Below are 18,935 nucleotides of genomic sequence, written 5' to 3'. Positions count from 1 at the left end.
TGGGGATGAAGGCGCGCGATTGACGGGCGGATCCGCACCAAGGGGATAGTTTTTATGGCCGTGAATTCTCTATCGGTGATGTCGCCGGACGGCGGCCTGTCGCGTTATCTCACCGAAATCCGCAAGTTCCCGATGCTGGCCAAGGACGAGGAGTTCATGCTCGCCCAGCGCTGGAAAGAGCATCAGGACAGCGAAGCCGCCCACAAGATGGTCACCAGCCACCTGCGTCTGGTGGCCAAGATCGCCATGGGCTATCGCGGCTATGGCCTGCCAATCGGCGAAGTCATCTCCGAGGGCAACGTCGGCCTGATGCAGGCCGTCAAGAAGTTCGAGCCCGACAAGGGCTTCCGCCTGGCCACCTACGCCATGTGGTGGATCCGCGCCTCGATCCAGGAATACATCCTGCGCTCGTGGTCGCTGGTGAAGATGGGGACGACCGCCGCGCAGAAGAAGCTGTTCTTCAACCTGCGCAAGGCCAAGAGCCAGATCGAGGCGTTCCAGGACGGCGATCTGCGTCCCGAGCAGGTCAGCGCCATCGCCACCAAGCTGGGCGTGCTGGACAGCGAGGTCATCTCGATGAACCGCCGCCTGGGCGGTCCGGACGCCTCGCTGAACGCGCCGCTGCGCGCCGACGGCGAAAGCGAGTGGCAGGACTGGCTGGCCGACGACGACCAGGTTTCGCAGGAGACCGTGGTCGCCGAGAACCAGGAAAAGTCGCTGCGGATGAGCCTGCTCGAGGAGGCTATGGTTGAACTCACCGACCGTGAGCGCCACATCCTCACCGAGCGGCGCCTGAAGGACGACCCGACCACCCTGGAAGACCTGGCCGCGCAATACGGCGTCAGCCGCGAACGCGTCCGCCAGATCGAGGTCCGGGCGTTCGAGAAGCTGCAGAAGTCGATGCGCGAAGCCGCCATCGCCAAGAACATGGTCGAAGCCTGAGAAGGCCTGGACCTGAAGGCTAGATGCTCCCCCTCTGGGGGAGCTGTCGGCGAAGCCGACTGAGGGGGCTTTGCGGCGTCGGCCGCGCCGCCCCCTCCGGCCCTTTGGGCCACCTCCCCCAAAGGGGGAGGATCGTCGTATAGGATCGCCATGACCGATCCCCTTCCCCAACTGATCCTCCTGCCCGGCCTGCTGAACGACGCCGAGCTCTGGCGCGACCAGGTCACGGGCCTGGCCGACGTCGCCCGCTGCCAGGTCGCCGACCTGACGCATGGCGAAAGCCTGCGCGACCTGGCCGAGCAGGTGCTGGCCGAGGCCGCGCCGACCTTCGCCCTGGCCGGCTTCTCGATGGGCGGCTACGTGGCCCAGGAGATCGCCCGGATCGCGCCCGAGCGGATCGAACGCCTGGCCCTGATCGACACCGCCATCCGCGCCGACACCCCCGAACGGGCCGCGCAGCGCCGCGCGGTCAACGCCGCGGCCAGCCACGAGGGCGCCTTCCTCGGCGTCGCCGATCGGCTGATGGCCAGCTATGTCGACGCCTCTCGGCTGGACGACAAGGACCTGACCGGCCGCATCCAGGCCATGACCCAGCGCCTGGGCCGCGAGGTGTTCCTGCGCCAGAACGGCCTGGCGCGCGAGGACGGCGCGGCCGCCTTGCGGGCCCTGCGCTGTCCGATCGTCATCATCTGCGGCGAGCACGACGCGATCACCCCGCTGGCCGGCCAGCACGAAATGGCCCACGCCATCGGCTGCTCGCACATGGTGATCATTCCCAACGCCGGCCACATGACGCCGATGGAAGCGCCCGAGGCGGTCAACGCCGCCCTGCGCCGCTGGCTGGCGCGCTAGAGCAAGCCGCGCAATATAGGAATCGCTCGGCTTGCTCTAGGTTTTTGTTTTCGCATCGCTTTTGCGGAAAACCGGAACCCACTTTTCCGCGCGATGCTCTAGGGACGCTGAGGCTCAGAGCCCCAGCGCCGCCTTCACCGCCCGCCAGTCCGCCAGCTTGAAGTTCTGCCGCACGCGCGCGGTGGACGGGGCCTCGCCGTCGACATCGACATCGTCCTGCATGACGACCAGTCCCTCGGCATAGGGTCCGACCGCCCCGCCCAGCGCCGCGACGCCGTCGGTGCCGGTCACGCCGTCGACGCCCTTGGCGGCCACCACCGAGAAGCGCCCGGCATAGGCCGGCTGGGCGCCGTCGACTCGCCAGACCGCGAAGGCGCTGTCGCCTTGGCTGGAGGCGATCAGCCAGGTCTTTTCGCCCTCGCGCAGCAAGGTCAGGCCCTCGACGTCGGGCTTCAGCATGATCGAGGGCGCGCCGGCCACCAGGACGCGCGCGGCGCCCTTGGCGGGGTCCAGGTCGTAGCGCCAGATCCCCTTGGCCTCCTCGCCGATATAGAGCACGCCCTTGGCGTCATCGACGACGCAGCCTTCGGTCTGGCTGCCGACCGCGAAGCGCTGCTCCTCGGTCGCCGCCGGCTTGCCGTCGGCCCCGACGGCGATGCGCAGCTGCCGCACCTGGCCGTCCGTGCCGTTGACGATGACGATGAAGCCGTCGCCGCGCCGGCCCATGCACAGGCCGTAGGGCTCGGCCAGATCCAGCGGCGCCAGGCCCCAGGGCTCGACCTTCAGGGTGGCCGGATCCATCAGGTAGAGCGCCGCGCCGATTCGGCCGCGATCGCTGGCGGCGACCAGCACGCGCTCGCCATTGGCCGTGGCCAATCCGCCACGCAGGTCGACATTGTTCAGCCTGCCGTCCGGGATGAAGCCGGTGACCGCGCCGCTCAGGTCGTAGGTGTAGAGACCCGCCTGCTTGTCGGTGCCGAAGATCACGACGCGCGAGGGATCCTTGGGGTCGACCCAGATCTCGGGGTCGTCGGCCGCATCCGCACGTTGCGTGGCCACGGATTGGGTCTCGCCCGCCGCCGGGACCGGGGTTCCGACGCCGACCAGGATCTTGCCGGAGTCCGACCGAGCCTCCGGATCGAACGCCGCGCAGCCCGCCAGCAGGATAGATATTCCCGCCACCGTCACAAAGTTGAAACAAAAGCGTCCAAGAAACATCACTAGCCCCAAGATCGAGGCGAATTTATGCCCCGCCGCGTGAAATCACGTGCGAACGGCCGCGTCAACGGCCGCGCCGGCGATCGGGGATACTGACGATGAAGAAGACCGCACTGTTCGCCTTGGCCGCCTTGGCGCCCTTGACCTTGGCCGCGACGGCCTCGACCGCCGCCTGGGCCGCCGAGGCCGATGCGCCGATCGCCACGGCGGCGGAGACGCCAGCCACGGCGTCCGAACTGGTGGTCCAGGCCCAGATCGCCTACCGCAACCGCACCGATCAGGCCGCGCCGGTCCTGAACTACGACCTCGACTATTTCCAGCGCTTCGAGCCGTTGACCGCCGGCGACGCCCTCAAGCGCGTGCCCAGCGTCGCCTTCCTGTCGGACGTGCTGGAATCGGACGGCGTGCGCCTGCGGGGCCTCGACCCCGCCTACACCCAGATCCTGATCAACGGCGAGAAGGTTCCAGGCGCCGGCTCGGGCTCAGGCGCGTTCGGCTCGGGCGCCGACTCGGCCTTCTTCGTCGACCGCATCCCGGCCGAGCTGATCGAGCGCATCGAGATCGTCCGCAGCGCCTCGGCCAACCGCAGCGGCGACGCGGTGGCCGGCGCCATCAACATCGTGCTGCGCGACGCCTACGCCCTGGACGGCGGCTTCGTCCGGGCCGGCGCCCTGATGTTCGACGACAAGCGCATCCGCGAGACCGTCGGCAGCGTCTGGGGCGGGCAGGTCGGCCCCGGCCGCCTGCTGGTTGGCGCCAACCTGCAGGGCCGCCGCAACCCCAAGAACAAACTCAGCCTGCGCTATGGCGAGCCGGGCGCGCCGATCGACAACAGCGAACTCCAGACGGATGTGCGCAACGGCACGGACTATTCGTTCAATACCAGCTACCAGACCCCGCTGGCCGGCGGGGACCTGGACCTGAGCGGCTTCTATGTCCACACCGACCGCTACCAGAACGAGGACTCGATCGAGTACAACAACGACATCCGCGACAACGCCCACCTGTCGACCCTGAACGACAACGACGTCGACATCGAGCAGGACAGCTACTCGGTCAACGGCAAGTACGGCCACGACATGTTCGGCGGCCAGACCAGCGTGAAACTGGGCTACGCCTCGTTCAAAGACAAGGAGACCGAGTTCGAGGACGAGACCGAATACCTGCGCGACGCCGCCCCCTATCCCGATGGCGACCGCATCACCCGCGACAAGTCCAGGACCGAGCTGGAGGACACCGAGTTCTCGGCCAAGCTGGAACACAAGCGCGACCTGACCGACGGCGTGCAACTGCAGTTCGGCCTTCAGTACGAGAAGAAGCAGCGCGACCTGCTGGTCACCGAGGTTCCGCGCAACCGCTACAGCCTGCCCAGCGCCAACCCGCCCGCCTTCAAGCCCTATGCGGTGGTCGACGGCGGCGACGCTTCGTTCGAGCAGACCCGCCTGGACCCCTATGTGATGCTGGACGGCAAGTCGGGCGCGCTGAAGTGGGAAGCCGGCCTGCGCTACGAGACCACCGACGTCACCCTGCGGGACCGCACGGTCCCCTCGACCACCGATACCGACTACAACGTCCTGCTGCCCTCGGCCTCGCTGCGCTACAACCTGACCACCGAGGATCAGGTCTATGTCTCGGGCGCGCGCACCATCCGCCGCCCCAGCTTCGACTACCTGTCGCCAGCCCTGCTGACCGCCGAGCTCGGCGACAACGACTTCATCGGCAATCCGCGACTGAAGCCGGAAACCGCCTGGGGCCTGGACGCCGGTTACGAGCGGCGGATGGGTAAGCAGGGCGTGGCCGGGGTCAACGTCTTCTACCGCAAGGTCAAGGACCTGATAGAGCTGACCAACACCGGCGACGAGGGTGACGAGGGCCCCGGCACGTTCGTCTATTCCGCCCGCAACACCGGCGACGGCAAGGTCTGGGGGATCGAGTTCGACCTGTCGACGCCGCTGACCGTGATCGGCCTGGAGAACACCGGCGTGTTCCTGAACTACTCGTGGCTCGACAGCGACGTGAACGACGAGTTCGGCTCGCGCAAGTTCAACAGCCAGTCGGACTACGTGCTCAACGTCGGCTTCATCCAGGACCTGCCGACCTGGGGCGCCTCGTTCGGCGCGACTTACCGCAAGCAGGGCGAAGCCTATAGCCGCGTGGTCGGCGAAGAGGTCACCACCACCTATGGCGGCGACCTGGAGATCTTCCTCGAAAAGCGAATCGGCAAGGATCTGACGATCCGCCTGACCGGCTCCAACCTGCTGGACGCCAACAAGAAGGAAAGCTTCAACAAGTTCACCACCATCGAGGATCAGAACGACCGCAACTTCGATGAGTACGAACTGGAGCGCGAGAACGCCGGTCCGGTCTTCCAGCTGATCGCCCGCCTGGCCTTCTAGGCAGGTTCGGGGGTCCAAAACGACGAAGGGCGGCGTCCGTGGACGCCGCCCTTTTTTCGTGACCGATGATCCGGAGTGTCAGGCCGCGCCGCGGTCGCCGCTGTCCTCGACCAGGAAGCCCATCAGGCCGTCGATGCGCTTGATCAGTTCGGCTCGCGCCATGCCGCCGGCCGTGCAGGCCTCCAAGGCGGCGGCGGCCTCGAACAGGCGGGCGTCCTTGATCGCCTCGCCGACCTTCTTGAGTTCGACCGCCTGGGCGGCCAGGGCGCGCCGGGCCTGGGCCGGGTCGCTGTCCAGCGCCTGGGCGGCCGATTTGACGATTCGCAGGGCCTGGGACAGGCGGGCGGCCGGCGCGCCGCTGGCGTCCGCCTTGCGCTTGCGCGGACCCTTGTATTCGGCCGAGTTGAAGCGGCGGCGGTCGGGCCCGACATATTGCACGGCCTCGACCCAGTCGCGGGGCTTCAGTGTCACCGCCTCGAGCCGGCGCTCCAGGTCCTTGATCGTGAACGGCTTGCGCATGAACTCGTGGATGCCCGCGTCCCGGGCTCCGAAGATTGCGTCGGCCGTGGCCTCGGCGGTGCACATGATGATCGGGTTCTCGCGGCAGGCCAGGTCGCTGCGGCGGATCTTGCGGGCCAGGGCCTGGCCGTCGCAGCCGCTGGAGGCGTGCTCGACGAACATCAGCATCGGGTCGACCGTGCGGGCCATGCCCCAGCCGGCCTCGGCCGAAACGGCATGAAAGATCTGGACATTGCCGACATGGCGCAGCTGGTCGGCCAGCAGGCGCACGGCCGCGGTGTTCGGGTCGACGATCAGCACGCGCTGCATCTTCGCCGCGATACGCTGCAAGGTGCGGATGTTGCTGTCGAACACGGGACCCGGAAGCTCCAGAAAATCACTTGCCCGCAGACTAGCCGGGCGATGGTAAAAATCCGCTTAGTCTTCGCTCCTTGCGACAGAAAGTCCCGGATTCAGGCCGCCAAGCTGACGCTTAGGCCCGCGTCGAAGTCCTGCAGGAGGTCGATCGCGTCCTCGATGTCGGCGACCAGCGGCATGCCGGCCGGGAACCGGTAGCGCCAGAAGCTGGCGATGTGGGCGATCACCCCGACCTTCTCGCCCAGCGACAGGAACATGTCGGGCGCGCGCAGCAGGAACGCGCGGAACGCCTGGGGCCTGCCATTGTCGATCAGGTCGTCGAAGGCCCGGTCATAGACGTCCAGGGCCCGCATGATCGCCCGGCGCTCCAGCAATATGCCGCGCCGCAGGCGCTTGCGGGTGTCGTCCAGGAAGCGCTGGGTCCCGGCGTCGCGGTTGCCGGTGATCGTCAGCCGGGCGATCTCGCCGCCGACGGTGTCCAGCTCGGTCCACAGCCGGGTCAGCATCCACTTGTAATAGAGAAAGCCCTTCCAGCTGAAGACCCCCTCCTTGAAGCTCTCGCCGTCCATGATCAGCGTCTCGCGCAGCGGCTCCAGCCGCTCGTCGACGTCGGTCGACAGCAGGGCCTCGACCAGGCGTGCAGCGTGCGCGCCCGGCACGGCCCGGCCGGCGTCGCGATAGGCCAGGTCGATCAGCAGCGAGATTTGGGCCGAGACGAAGCTCTGCATCTGCTCCATGTCGGCGGTCGACAGGGCGAAATAGGTGGAGGCCACCGAGAGGCCATGGCGACGCAGGTGCTCGCGCAGCAGGAACGGGTCCAGGGACGGCAGCTGGTCGATCAGGCGCAGGGTGGCCAGGTCGCGCGCCATGTCGGTGTGTTCGTTGCAGGCCTCGCGCAACAGATCGACCCAGCCGCGCTGCCCCACGAAGAACGACTGGCCGCCCAGGCCCAGGTCGCTGCGCTCGAACGGGATGATGATCTTGGTGGCGTTGGGCCGGATCTCGTCGAACAGGAAGATGTCGTCGGCGCGCAGGCGATGCTTGACCACCAGGGCGGTGTTGAGGATGCGGTTGCGGAACAGCGGCGCCTCGCCGTGTTCGGGCCGGTGGCCGCTGCGGGCCTCGATGGCCACCAGGTTGAGCACCCGGCTGGTCGAGGCCTCGCGATCCAGCGCCCGCAGGCTGCGCGTCAGGCGATCCGCCTTGTTGGCGGACTTCATCAGGCGACGCGCAACGGCCAAGGGCGGCGAACCTCCGTTAGGATCCGGCCGTCATAAACCTTGGCCTGCTAAGCAATCGCTAATCCGCGACAAGCTTGACCGGCGCAGGCTTGGCCAGCGCGGGCGCGCGCCGCCAGGCGATGGCCTGGATCAGGCCGGCGGGCTGGATCGGCTTGGGGTGGGCGTCGTCGAAGCCGAGGCCGATCAGGCGCTCGACCTCGCCGGACATTGCATCGGCGGTCAGGGCCACGACCGGCATGTCGCGACGCCCGCCCTCGCCGTTCCGCAGGCGCCGCAGGGCCTCGACGCCGTCCATGACCGGCATGTGGACGTCCATCAGCACGACGTCAAAATCCTCGACCCGCAGCCGCGCCAGGGCTTCGCGACCATCGCCGGCCGTGGCGACCAGCACGCCGACCGCCTCCAGGATCGCCCGGGCGACGGCCTGGTTGGCCAGGTTGTCGTCGACCACCAGCACACGCGCGCCGGCCACGTCCAGCGCGACATCCGGGGCCGCCTCGGGCGCCGGCGCTTCGGCCGTCGCCAGGCCCAGGACGACGGTAAAGGTCGAGCCTTCGCCTGGCCGGCTGACCATGCCGACCCGGCCGCCCATCATCCCGGCCAGTTCGCGGCAGATCGACAGCCCCAGGCCGGTGCCGCCGAACCTGCGGGCGATCGACCGGTCGCCCTGGACGAAGGGGGTGAACAGCTTGGCCTGCTGCTCGGACGTCATGCCGACGCCGGTGTCGGACACCGTGATCTCGACGCCTCCGGCGGCGTGAGGCGCGATGGCGATGTCGACCCGGCCGTCCTGGGTGAACTTCAGCGCGTTGGACACCAGGTTCAGCAGGATCTGGCGCACGCGGATCGGATCGCCCGACAGCCAGCGCGGCGTGTCCGGCGCGATCTGCAGCGACAGCGCCAGGCCCTTGGCGCGAGCGGTCTCCCGCCACACCCTCTGGAGCTGGCGCCCCAGGACCCGGATCTCGAACGGCGCGGCTTCCAGCTCCAGCTTGCCGGCCTCGATCTTCGACAGGTCGAGAATGTCGTTGAGGATCGCCATCAGCCCGTCGCCCGACTCGACGATGATCTCCAGATAGTCGGCCTGGCGGGCGTCGAGCTTGGTCGAGCCCAGGGCGTGGGCCATGCCCAGCACCCCGTTCATCGGCGTCCGCAGTTCGTGGCTCATCATCGCCAGGAACGCCGACTTGGCGCGGCTGGCCTCCTGGGCCTCCACCTGGGCCCGCTCCAGAGCCAGTGCGTTGGCGCGCAGCAGGCGGGCCGCGTCGACCAGATAGCCGCCCAGGCCCAGCAGGGCCAGGGACGAGGCCAGAATCTCCATCCACAGCGGCTTGCCGACCGAGAACGGCATCGCCGCCAGGGCGATCACCGGCGGCGGCAGCAGGGAGACGGTCGCCGAGCGGCTGAGGGCGGCGTATTTCAGGCTTTCGACGATCAGACCCAGCAGGGTCAGCAGGGCCGCGAACTTCATGATCGGCGGGCCATGCTGCCAGGCCAGCAAAGCGCTCACGGACCAGACGCTGCTGAAGATCAGGGCCGGCGCCAGTCTGGCCGCCAGAGGAAGCGGCCTCTCGGCCCGTCCATCGAGGCCGTGCAGCAACCGCACCAGCCACAGCTCCAGGCCCAGGTTCGTCGCCACCCACGCCAGGGCGGGCGGCGGACCGAAGATGGCGGCCAGGAAGCCCGCCATCACCACCATGGCGATCAGGCGGCTGTTGCGCCCCCGCCGGCTCATGGCGAGGCTGTCGCTGTCGCGGCCGTCGTCGAGAAAGTCGCGCAGCCTCAATCGCCGCCCCTTCGCGCCTGAATTCGCGCGAAGCTTGGCCGAACAAGGTTCACAAGCGTTTACCGTGCGGCCGGTTGTCGCGGCCTTCTCGCCGCCGTCCGGACGCCCTGTCGAGCGCCCGGACGGCGGGAAGCGTGATTAGCCCTGGAACGGGTCGCGCATCAGGATCGTGTCGTCGCGCTCGGGGCTGGTGGACAGCAGGGCCACCGGGGCCCCGATCAGTTCCTCGACGCGGCGCACGTACTTGATGGCGTTGGCGTTGAGGTCCTTGAACGAGCGCGCGCCGGCGGTGCTTTCGCTCCAGCCTTCCAGCTCCTCGTAGATCGGCTGGGCGGCCTTCTGGTCGCGCATGCCGGCCGGCAGGTAGTCGACGACCTTGTCGCCGATCCTGTAGCCGACGCAGATCTTCAGGGTCTTCAGGCCGTCCAGCACGTCCAGCTTGGTCAGGGCCACGCCGTGGATGCCGTTGATGGCCACCGACTGGCGGACCAGCACCGCGTCGAACCAGCCGCAGCGGCGGGCCCGGCCGGTGTTGACCCCGACCTCGCGACCGACGGTCGACAGGTGCTTGCCGACCTCGTCATCCAGCTCGGCGGCGAACGGGCCTTCGCCCACGCGGGTGGTGTAGGCCTTGACGATGCCCAGCACATAGCCGGTCGCCGACGGGCCCATGCCGCTGCCCGCCGAGGCCTGGCCGGCCACGGTGTTGGACGAGGTGACGAACGGATAGGTGCCGTGGTCGACGTCCAGCAGCGCGCCCTGCGCGCCTTCGAACAGGATCTTGCGGCCGTCCTTATAGGCCTTGTCCAGCAGGCGCCAGGCCGGCTGGGCGTAGGCCAGGATGCGCGGGGCCAGGGCCATCAGGGCGTCGAACAGCTCGGCCGCGTCGGTCTCCGGCAATCCAAGCCCCCGGCGCAACGCGCCGTGGTGGGCCAGGAGCCGCTCGATCTTCGGCTTCAGGGCTTCCGGATCGGCCAGGTCCGCGACGCGGATGGCGCGGCGGCCGACCTTGTCCTCGTAGGCCGGGCCGATGCCGCGGCCGGTGGTGCCGATCTTCTGGGTCGAGGCGGCCTCGCGGGCCTGGTCCAGGTCCTTGTGCAGCGGCAGGATCAGGCAGGCGTTGTCGGCCAGCACCAGCAGCTCGGGCGTGATCGCCACCCCCTGCTCGGCGATCTTGTCGATCTCGGTCAGCAGGTGCCACGGATCGACCACCACGCCGTTGCCGATGACCGACAGCTTGCCCTGCACGACCCCCGACGGCAGCAGGGCCAGCTTGTAGACCTTGCCGTCGACCACCAGGGTGTGGCCGGCGTTGTGCCCGCCCTGGAACCGCACCACGACATCGGCCCGGTTGCTGAGCCAGTCGACGATCTTGCCCTTGCCCTCGTCGCCCCACTGGGCGCCGACAACGGTCACATTGGCCATGTTCAGATATGCCTTATCACCTGCCGAAAGGCGCCCGCGGCCCTTCGACAGGACTCGGCGGCGGACGTTTCATCTCTTGTGATCGGCGTGACGGCCTCACCCTTGAAGGGAGGCCGCCCGGTTCAGAACTTGTAGACCAGCCGGACCCCGGCGTCGTCAAGCCCCTGGTTCTTGCCCTGGTGGAAGATCTGGCCGTTCGACAGGTGAGTGTAGCTGAGCTCGGCCGACCAGCTGTCGTTGATGTCGTAGCCCAGGGCCAGTTCCGGCTCGAACAGCACCTTCGAGCCGAAGTCGATGCGGTGATAATAGAGGTAGGTGCGGCGAGCGCGTTCCTCGTCGCTGATGTTCGGGGCGTTGGCCGGCGGCAGCTGGGTTTCGCCGTCCGTATAGGCCAGGCCCATCCCCGGACGCAGGTAGAAGCCGCCCGGCTGGCCCAGCTCGATCCGCCAGTCGAAGCCGGCGGCCACGAAGTTGGAGGTGTTCTCGCTGTTGATCGAGACCATCGCGTGGACCTGGGGCTTGCCCAGCCAGCGCAGGCTTTCGATCCGGTTCGTGCGATAGCCCAGATGGACGTCGACGCCGTCCTCGCGGCCCGCGGCGCCCAGGCCGACGGCGTCGCCGATGAAGGTGACGTCGTGCTTGTAGACGCCGACGAAGGCTTCGCCGGCCAGGGCGGGCGCGGCGACGGCCACGGCGGCGCAGGCCGCGGCGGCGAACAGGGCTTTTTTCACGGTATATTCCCCAGCGGTCTTGTTGGTCCTCTTATGGCTTGAACGGCGCCGCTGGCAAAGGGTTTCGGCGCCGCTTGCGGGACGATAGACCTGGAGTCCATGACTATCGCCCTTTCCGACATCCAAGCCGCCGCCGCCCGCCTGGAAGGCCAGGCCGTCCGTACCCCGCTGATCGAGAGCCCGGCGCTGAATCAGCGGCTCGGCGGCCGGGTGCTGATCAAGCCGGAAACCCTGCAGCGGGCCGGGGCCTTCAAGTTCCGCGGCGCCTATAACCGCCTGTCCCAGCTGACCGACGACGAGCGCCGGCGCGGGGTGGCGGCCTTCTCGTCGGGCAACCACGCCCAGGGCGTGGCCCTGGCGGCCCAGCTGCTGGATTGCCCGGCCCTGATCGTCATGCCGTCCGACTCGCCGGCGGTGAAGGTCGAGGGTACGCGCGGCTTCGGGGCCGAAATCCGCTTCTACGACCGCTTCACCGAGGACCGCGTCGCCATCGCCGACCAGATCGCCGCCGAGCGCGGCTGCGTGGTCGTGCCGTCCTATGACGACCCGCACATCATCGCGGGCCAGGGCACGGTCGGGCTGGAGATCGTCGAACAGGCCCGGGCGCTGGGCGTCGAACTGGACAAGGTGCTGAGCCCGGTCGGGGGCGGCGGGCTGATCGCCGGCGTCTCGACGGCGGTCAAGGCGCTGTCGCCGGCCGCCGAGGTCTGGGGCGCCGAGCCGGTCGGCTTCGACGAGACCCGCCGCTCCCTGGCCTCCGGCAAGCGGGAGACCGTCGACCCGGACGCCCGCTCGATCTGCGACGCCCTGCTGACCCCGATCCCCGGCGACCTGACCTGGCCGATCAACAGCAAGACCCTGACGGGGATCGTCGCGGTCACCGACGCCGAGGTCACCGAGGCCATGCGCTACGCCTTCTCGGTGCTGAAGCTGGTGGTCGAGCCCGGCGGCTGCGTGGCCCTGGCGGCGGCCTTGGCCGGCAAGATCGACCTGAACGGCGCGAGCGCGGCCATCGTCTGCTCGGGCGGCAATGTGGATCCGGGACTGTTCGCTCGGGTGTTGAACGGCGAGCTTTAAAAGAACCGACCCGAACTCAGCGCGTGGTCCTCGTCCTTCGACAAGCTCAGGATGAGGACCATTGACAGGATGGGACCATTGATAAGCCCGAGCGCCCGAAAAACCTCATCCTGAGCTTGTCGAAGGACGAGGTTTTCGCCCCGGATCGATCCGGCCTAGAGATCCAGCTCCACCCACACCGGCGCGTGGTCGCTGGCGTTCTCCTCGCCACGCGCCCAGCGGTCGACGCCGGCGTCGACCAGCCGCTCGGCCAGGTCGGGCGTCAGCAGCAGATGGTCCAGACGCAACCCCTTGTCGTTGGGCCAGCGGTTGCGCAGATAGGCCCAGAACGTCCATAGCGGTCCGTCCGGATGAACGGTCCGCAAGGCGTCGGCCCAGCCTTGGTCGAGCAGGGCGCGGTAGGCGGCGCGGACCTCGGGCTGCAGCAGGGCGTCGTCCTGCCAGCGGTGCGGCTGGTAGATGTCGGCCTCGGTCGGCGCGACGTTGTAGTCGCCGGCCAGCACGACCGGCGCGCCCGACGCGCGAAGGTCGGCGGCATGGGCGATCAGCCGCGCGAACCAAGTCAGCTTGTAGTCGAACTTGGGTCCTGGCCGGGGATTGCCGTTGGGCAGGTAGAGCGAGGCGACAAGCACCCCGTCCACCGCCGCCTCGATGTAGCGAGCCTGGCTGTCGCCGCGATCCCCGGGCAAGGCTGTGCGGGTGACCACCGGCTCGGCGCCGCGCGCCAGGATCGCCACGCCGTTCCAGGTGCGCTGGCCTCGCCACACCGCATGATAATCCATCTGCGCCAGCGGCTCGGCGGGAAACCAGCCCTGCTCGGCCTTCAGCTCCTGCAGGCAAACCACGTCGGGCTCGGCCTCGGCCAGCCACGAGACCAGGTTGTCCAGTCGTTTGACGACGTTGTTGATGTTGAACGTGGCGATCTTCACGGGGTCCAAACGCGGCGGAACGCGGGTCGGTCCATCCGGCCTTCACGCTGAAGTCGGAGGATGACGGGCGCGGCGCCGGCGGCTAGGGTCCGCGCCAAGATCTGCTCCAAAAGAGAGACTCGATGAAACGCCTGCTGCTCGCGACCGCCCTGATCGCCGCTCCCATGCTCGCGCACGCCGCGGATGCGCCCAAGATCGACCCCGCCAGGCTGTCGGCCCACATCAAGGTGCTGTCGTCCGACGATTTCGAGGGCCGCGGCCCGGCCACCGCCGGCGAGACCAAGTCGGTCGACTATATCGTCGGCCAGATGAAGGCCGTCGGCCTGGAGCCGGCGGGCGACCCGAAGGCGGACGGAAGCCGCGCCTGGACCCAGGACGTGCCCTTGGCCAAGTTCGACATCAAGGGCCCGGTCACCGCCCAGTTCAGCGTCGGCGGCAAGGCCGTGCCGCTGGCGCAGGGCGAGCAGATCGCCATCCGCGCGGCCATGACCAATGTCGACCAAGTCGCCATCGAGGACGCCCCGATCGTCTTCGTCGGCTACGGCGTCAAGGCTCCGGAACGCAACTGGGACGACTTCAAGGGCCTGGACCTGAAAGGCAAGGTGCTGGTCGTGCTGATCAACGATCCCGACTTCGAAACCGGGAGCGGGGACTTCGGCGGCAAGGCCATGACCTATTACGGCCGCTGGACCTACAAGTTCGAGGAAGCCGCCCGCCAGGGCGCGGCCGGCGTGCTGATCGTCCACGAGACCGCCCCGGCCTCCTACGGCTGGGCCACGGTCAAGAACTCCAACACCAACACCATGTTCGACATCGTCCGCAAGGAGCCGGCCAAGAGCCATCCGCCCCTGGAATCCTGGATCCAGCGCGACGTGGCCGTCGACCTGTTCAAGGCCGCCGGCCTGGACTTCGACACGCTGAAGACCCAGGCCCGGAGCCGAGACTTCAGGCCGGTGGAGCTGAAGGGCGCGACCTTCTCCGCCAGCTACGCCGTCGACCACGCGGTGATCGTCTCCAAGAACATCGCCGGCCGGATCAAGGGAACGGCCCGCCCCGACGAGACGGTGATCTACAGCGCCCACTGGGACCACCTGGGCGTCGGCCAGCCGGACGCCAAGGGCGACCGGATCTACAACGGCGCGATCGACAACGCCGACGGCATCGCCGCCATCCTGGAGCTGGCCCGCGCGTTCAAGAGCCAGCCGGCCCCGCAGCGCTCGATCCTGTTCCTGGCCGTCACCGCCGAAGAACGCGGCCTGCTGGGCTCGGAATACTATGCGGCCAACCCGCTGTTCCCGCTGTCCAAGACCGTCGGCGACCTGAACATCGACGCCCTGTCGGCCGCTGGTCCGGCCAAGGACATCACCACCTCGGGCGACGGCAAGGTCGACCTGCAGGACCTGCTGGTCGCCAAGGCCAAGGCCCACGGCCGCTACTTCACGCCCGACCCGTCGCCCCAGGCCGGCCACTTCTACCGCTCGGACCACTTCCCGTTCGCCAAGCGCGGCGTGCCGGCCATCTCGGTCGGCTCGGGCGAGGACCTGGTCCAGGGCGGCAAGGAAGCCGGCCAGAAGGCCGAGGAGGACTACACCGCCAATCGCTACCACCAGCCGGCCGACGAGTGGCGCGCCGACTGGGACCTGACGGGCCAGGCCCAGGACATCGGCCTGTTCTACGAGATCGGCGCCGACCTCGCCAATTCGAAGACCTGGCCGCAATGGCAGGCGGGCTCGGAGTTCAAGGCGCTGCGGGACCAGACCAAAGCCGACCGGAAGTAGCTCGCGGCGCGAAACCCTCGTCCTTCGACAGGCTCAGGATGAGGGTTTCGACTGCAAGTTTCCGTAGCCTTCCAGCGTTAGAAGCAGCCCTCATCCTGAGCTTGTCGAAGGACGAGGGCGGATCACAAGCATGACAGCCTCCGTCTTCGACCTGTTCAAGCTGGGCGTCGGCCCGTCGAGCAGCCACACCATGGGGCCGATGACGGCCGCGGGGCTGTTCGTCGGCCGGCTGCGCGACGCCGGCAGGCTGGCCGACGTCGCCCGGGTCGAGACGCGGCTCTACGCCTCCCTGGCCCTGACCGGCCGCGGCCACGCCACCGACCGCGCGGTGATCCTGGGCCTGATGGGCTTTCTGCCGGCGGAGCTCGACCCCGACGCCGGCGAGGCGGCCCTGCTGGAGGCCAAGGCGACCCAGTCGCTGAAGCTGGGCGGCTTGGTCGATATCGCCTTCGACGAGGCGCGCGACATCGTCTGGGCCGGCCATGAACGCCTGCCCCAGCATCCCAACGGCCTGACCTTCACGGCCTACGACGCCGCCGGCGCCGTGTTGGCCGAGCGCACCTATTTCTCGATCGGCGGCGGCTTCGTGCGCGACGAGAGCGAGATGGGCCGCAACACCCCGCCGGACGAGGGTCCGCGGGTCCCCCACCCGTTCGAGAGCGGCGCCGACCTGCTGCAGCGCGCCGCCGACGCCGGCCTGTCGATCGCCGGGGTGATGGGCGCCAACGAGCTGGCGCGGATGGAGCCGGCCGAGCTCGACGCGGGCCTCGACCGCATCTTCCAGGCCATGGAGGCCTGCATCGACCGCGGCATGCGCGAGACCGGGACCCTGCCCGGCGGCCTGGCCGTCAAGCGTCGGGCCCGCCAGATCCACCAGACCATCCAGGGCCGGATGGAGCGCCAGATCAGCGACCCGCTGGCGGCCATGGACTTCGTCAACCTGTGGGCCATGGCGGTCAACGAGGAGAACGCCGCCGGCGGCCGGGTGGTCACCGCCCCGACCAACGGCGCGGCCGGCCTGATCCCGGCGGTGCTGCGCTTCTACCACCGCTTCCACCAGGGCACGCCGCAGGGGGTGCGGGTGTTCCTGCTGACGGCGGCGGCGATCGGCGCGCTCTACAAGCGCAACGCCTCGATCAGCGGGGCCGAGGTCGGCTGCCAGGGCGAGGTGGGCGTGGCCTGCTCGATGGCTGCGGCCGGGCTGTGCGCGGCGCTGGGCGGCACCAACGACCAGATCGAGAACGCCGCCGAGATCGGCATGGAGCACAATCTGGGCCTGACCTGCGATCCGATCGGCGGCCTGGTCCAGATCCCCTGCATCGAGCGCAACGCCATGGGGGCCATCAAGGCCATCGACGCCGCCCGTCTGGCCCTGCTGGGCGATGGTCAGCACTCGGTGTCGCTGGACAAGGTGATCGCCACCATGAAGCGCACCGGCGAGGACATGAGCGAGATCTACAAGGAAACTTCGCTCGGTGGGCTGGCGGTGGGGCTGTCGGTGAACCGGGTGGAGTGCTGAGGGGTTGGACACAGCTAAACCCTCCCCCTTTGGGGGAGGCGGCCGAAGGCCGGTGGGGGGAGTTTTAGGGTCGACGATCCAGGATCCCGCTGCCTGCCTACGACTCCCCCACCGTCGGCTGCGCCGACACCTCCCCCACACGGGGAAGATCTGAAATCCCTCTTGCCGAAGATCCAAACCCTGACCTAGGGTGCGCCGCAAGAACAGGAAGGGAACACCTGCATGCCCGGGACCATTCGCGCCGGCATCGGCGGCTGGACGTACGAGCCCTGGCGGGGCGGCCCCTTCTATCCCGACGATCTCAAGCAAAAGGACGAGCTGAAGTACGCCAGCCGGCACGTCACCAGCATCGAGATCAACGGCACCTACTATTCCACCTTCAAGACCAACAGCTGGCAGAAGTGGCGCGACGAGACGCCCGACGACTTCGTGTTCTCGGTCAAGGCCAGCCGCTACTGCACCAATCGCAAGGTGCTGTCGGAGAACAACGATTCGATGGACAAGTTCCTGGCCCAGGGGCTGGAGGAGCTGGGCCCGAAGCTGGGGCCCATCAACTGGCAGTTCATGGCCACCAAGAAGTTCGACCCGGTCGATTTCGAGGGCTTCCTGAAGCTGCTGCCCAGGGAGATCGGCGGCCGGCCGGCCCGCCACGCGCTGGAGGTCCGCAGCCCGACCTTCGCCACCCAGCAGTTCTACGACCTGGCCGCCCAGTACGGCGCGGCCATCGTCTACGCGGTCGACGACGAGGAGCCGACCTGGCCCTGCATCGACGCGCCGACCGCCGACTTCACCTATGCGCGGCTGATGTCCAGCAAGCCCGACGAGCCCACCGGCATGACCTCGGACGAACTGGACGGCATCGCCAAGCAGACGCGGGACTGGGCCAAGCGCGGCGACGTCTTCGCCTATTTCATCGCCGGGGCGAAGGTGCGCAACCCGGCCGCGGCCATGGCGCTGATCGAGAAGCTGAAATAGGGCCTCACCGAAACCCTCTCCCGGAGGGGAGAGGGAGGGGCCCGCGCCGACAGGCGTGGGAGGGTGAGGGGTTTAGGCGTCCGACGGCGTGCCGGCAGGGCGCTCATGAGAAATCTGTGAGGGTGTAATCCCTCACCCTCCCACCGCTGCGCGGCGGGCCCCTCCCTCTCCCGCTGGGAGAGGGTTCGAAAAACACCCCTGCCCCCGCAGGCTGGCCGCCACCGCCGCATCCAGCGGCGTGTGCGGCACCTCCCCCAGGAACGTCCGAAGCTTGCGGTCGTCCAGGGCCAGGGGCTCGCGCCACAGGTAGCGCATCTCCGCCATCTCGCGGAACAGCGGCACGACGGGCGACAGGGCCATGACCAGCCACCAGGGAAAGCTCATGACCGGCAGCCGGGGCTGGTCCGTCACTCGCCGCACCGAAGCCGCCATCTCGCCCCAGGCCAGGTGGTGGCCGCCGAAGTGGAAGACCTCGAAGGCCGAGAGGCGATCGGCCTGGTCCAGTAGCCGGGCCATGGTCTCGGCCAGGTCCGGCAGATAGGCCCAGGCGTGGGCGACGCCCCGGGTGGAGGGCTCGGTCACCGACTTCAGCGCCGCGCCCGGCTTGATCACCGCCTGGCCGAACCAGGTGTTGCCGGCGTGCGGGCCGAAGAAGTCACCGGCCCGGACGATCAGCACCGGCGCCCCCTCGGCCGAAGCCGCCTTCAGCCGCCGCTCCATCTCGACCCGGATCCTGCCCTTGCGCGTGGCCGGGGCCTGCGGCGCGGTCTCGTCGATCCGCGGGAAGGTCTCGACGCCGAAATTGTAGACCGTGCCCGGCAGCAGGATCCGCGCGCCCTCGGCCTTGGCGGCGGCGATGGTGCTGTCCAGCATTGGCAAGACCAGCTTGCCCCAGTTGCGGTAGCCGGGCGGGTTGGCGGCGTGGACGATCAACTGGACGCCCCGGGCGGCGCGGGCCACGTCGGCGGCGACCATGGCGTCGCCCTCGATCCAGTCGATCCCCGCCCCCTTTGCGGTTTTTGGGGTCGGCTGGGCGCGGCGGGTCAGGGCGCGGACGCTCCAGCCATGGCGGAGCAGGGCCGAAGCGGCCTCGCCGCCGATGCCGCCGGTCGCGCCGATCACCAGGGCGGTGCGTTGCTGGGTCGTGGTCATGTCGCTCTCTCCATCGGTTGTGAGGGCAAGATCGGCCA

Annotated in this window: 14 protein-coding genes and 1 pseudogene; 7 read left to right on the top strand and 8 right to left on the bottom strand. The window is 68.7% G+C overall.

Annotated elements, in window-relative coordinates:
- Positions 1–54 precede the first annotated feature (54 nt).
- Together rpoH and G3M57_RS03040 are read left to right on the top strand one after the other, a co-directional pair.
- Entirely contained in the window at positions 55–942 is an 888-nt protein-coding gene (rpoH, locus tag G3M57_RS03045) for an RNA polymerase sigma factor RpoH (protein WP_056758512.1), read from the top strand.
- 150 nt (positions 943–1,092) lie between these two features.
- The gene (locus G3M57_RS03040) at positions 1,093–1,794 is read left to right on the top strand and encodes an alpha/beta fold hydrolase (protein ID WP_056758509.1); all 702 of its coding nucleotides are present in this window, start codon (positions 1,093–1,095) and stop codon (positions 1,792–1,794) included.
- 114 nt (positions 1,795–1,908) lie between these two features.
- On the opposite strand, the gene G3M57_RS03035 is transcribed toward G3M57_RS03040, so the two are convergent.
- Complete coding sequence (locus G3M57_RS03035) at positions 1,909–3,012, bottom strand: phytase (protein WP_082564640.1); 1,104 nt, start codon at positions 3,010–3,012, stop codon at positions 1,909–1,911.
- Positions 3,013–3,110: 98 nt separating this feature from the next.
- Between G3M57_RS03035 and G3M57_RS03030 the strand changes: the two genes are divergently transcribed.
- The gene (locus G3M57_RS03030; RefSeq protein ID WP_163228644.1) at positions 3,111–5,408 is read left to right on the top strand and encodes a TonB-dependent receptor plug domain-containing protein; all 2,298 of its coding nucleotides are present in this window, start codon (positions 3,111–3,113) and stop codon (positions 5,406–5,408) included.
- Positions 5,409–5,486: 78 nt separating this feature from the next.
- Here the strand turns inward: G3M57_RS03030 and G3M57_RS03025 are convergent, their stop codons facing one another.
- The 5 genes from G3M57_RS03025 to G3M57_RS03005 all read right to left on the bottom strand — a co-directional run bounded on the left by G3M57_RS03025 (position 5,487) and on the right by G3M57_RS03005 (position 11,467).
- On the bottom strand, positions 5,487–6,281 hold the full coding sequence (locus G3M57_RS03025) for a response regulator (protein ID WP_156402265.1): 795 nt from the start codon (positions 6,279–6,281) through the stop codon (positions 5,487–5,489).
- A gap of 98 nt (positions 6,282–6,379) precedes the next feature.
- Positions 6,380–7,504, bottom strand: a complete 1,125-nt coding sequence (locus G3M57_RS03020; protein WP_163228642.1) for a hypothetical protein — start codon at positions 7,502–7,504, stop codon at positions 6,380–6,382.
- Between the two features lie 79 nt (positions 7,505–7,583).
- Entirely contained in the window at positions 7,584–9,311 is a 1,728-nt protein-coding gene (locus G3M57_RS03015; protein WP_056758501.1) for an ATP-binding protein, read from the bottom strand.
- 138 nt (positions 9,312–9,449) lie between these two features.
- Positions 9,450–10,736, bottom strand: coding sequence for an adenylosuccinate synthase (locus tag G3M57_RS03010; protein ID WP_056758496.1), 1,287 nt, complete (start codon positions 10,734–10,736; stop codon positions 9,450–9,452).
- Positions 10,737–10,858: 122 nt separating this feature from the next.
- A complete protein-coding gene (locus G3M57_RS03005) occupies positions 10,859–11,467 on the bottom strand; it encodes an acyloxyacyl hydrolase (protein WP_056758493.1) in 609 nt (202 codons plus the stop codon).
- A gap of 99 nt (positions 11,468–11,566) precedes the next feature.
- On the opposite strand from G3M57_RS03005, the gene G3M57_RS03000 reads away from it, so the two are divergent.
- Positions 11,567–12,544, top strand: coding sequence for a threonine ammonia-lyase (locus G3M57_RS03000; RefSeq protein ID WP_163228641.1), 978 nt, complete (start codon positions 11,567–11,569; stop codon positions 12,542–12,544).
- Positions 12,545–12,699: 155 nt separating this feature from the next.
- Here the strand turns inward: G3M57_RS03000 and G3M57_RS02995 are convergent, their stop codons facing one another.
- A complete protein-coding gene (locus G3M57_RS02995) occupies positions 12,700–13,473 on the bottom strand; it encodes an exodeoxyribonuclease III (protein ID WP_082564656.1) in 774 nt (257 codons plus the stop codon).
- A 122-nt stretch (positions 13,474–13,595) separates the two neighbouring features.
- On the opposite strand from G3M57_RS02995, the gene G3M57_RS02990 reads away from it, so the two are divergent.
- The 3 genes and pseudogenes from G3M57_RS02990 (at position 13,596) to G3M57_RS02980 (ending at position 17,745) form a co-directional block, all read left to right on the top strand.
- Positions 13,596–15,251 carry a M28 family metallopeptidase gene (locus tag G3M57_RS02990; RefSeq protein WP_163228640.1) on the top strand — a complete coding sequence of 552 codons (1,656 nt, stop codon included), beginning with the start codon at positions 13,596–13,598 and terminating at the stop codon, positions 15,249–15,251.
- 130 nt (positions 15,252–15,381) lie between these two features.
- Complete coding sequence (locus tag G3M57_RS02985; RefSeq protein ID WP_056758479.1) at positions 15,382–16,770, top strand: L-serine ammonia-lyase; 1,389 nt, start codon at positions 15,382–15,384, stop codon at positions 16,768–16,770.
- 155 nt (positions 16,771–16,925) lie between these two features.
- A pseudogene (locus G3M57_RS02980) lies at positions 16,926–17,745 on the top strand (DUF72 domain-containing protein).
- 132 nt (positions 17,746–17,877) lie between these two features.
- On the opposite strand, the gene G3M57_RS02975 reads toward G3M57_RS02980, so the two are convergent.
- On the bottom strand, positions 17,878–18,897 hold the full coding sequence (locus G3M57_RS02975; RefSeq protein ID WP_163228638.1) for an NAD-dependent epimerase/dehydratase family protein: 1,020 nt from the start codon (positions 18,895–18,897) through the stop codon (positions 17,878–17,880).
- Positions 18,898–18,935: the final 38 nt, after the last annotated feature.

The sequence above is a fragment of the Caulobacter rhizosphaerae genome (assembly GCF_010977555.1).
In the GTDB taxonomy this organism is placed as follows: Bacteria; Pseudomonadota; Alphaproteobacteria; order Caulobacterales; family Caulobacteraceae; genus Caulobacter; species Caulobacter rhizosphaerae.
Note: the sequence above shows the minus strand (reverse complement) of the source record. Positions and strands in the feature narration are given on the sequence as shown.

What these genes read in the sequence shown, in the direction of transcription:
- rpoH (WP_056758512.1), top strand. Translation starts at nt 55, where the DNA reads ATGGCCGTGAATTCTCTATCGGTGATGTCGCCGGACGGCGGCCTGTCG.
- G3M57_RS03040 (WP_056758509.1), top strand. Translation starts at nt 1,093, where the DNA reads ATGACCGATCCCCTTCCCCAACTGATCCTCCTGCCCGGCCTGCTGAAC.
- G3M57_RS03035 (WP_082564640.1), bottom strand. Translation starts at nt 3,012, where the DNA reads ATGTTTCTTGGACGCTTTTGTTTCAACTTTGTGACGGTGGCGGGAATA.
- G3M57_RS03030 (WP_163228644.1), top strand. Translation starts at nt 3,111, where the DNA reads ATGAAGAAGACCGCACTGTTCGCCTTGGCCGCCTTGGCGCCCTTGACC.
- G3M57_RS03020 (WP_163228642.1), bottom strand. Translation starts at nt 7,504, where the DNA reads ATGAAGTCCGCCAACAAGGCGGATCGCCTGACGCGCAGCCTGCGGGCG.
- G3M57_RS03010 (WP_056758496.1), bottom strand. Translation starts at nt 10,736, where the DNA reads ATGGCCAATGTGACCGTTGTCGGCGCCCAGTGGGGCGACGAGGGCAAG.
- G3M57_RS03000 (WP_163228641.1), top strand. Translation starts at nt 11,567, where the DNA reads ATGACTATCGCCCTTTCCGACATCCAAGCCGCCGCCGCCCGCCTGGAA.
- G3M57_RS02990 (WP_163228640.1), top strand. Translation starts at nt 13,596, where the DNA reads ATGAAACGCCTGCTGCTCGCGACCGCCCTGATCGCCGCTCCCATGCTC.
- G3M57_RS02985 (WP_056758479.1), top strand. Translation starts at nt 15,382, where the DNA reads ATGACAGCCTCCGTCTTCGACCTGTTCAAGCTGGGCGTCGGCCCGTCG.
- G3M57_RS02975 (WP_163228638.1), bottom strand. Translation starts at nt 18,897, where the DNA reads ATGACCACGACCCAGCAACGCACCGCCCTGGTGATCGGCGCGACCGGC.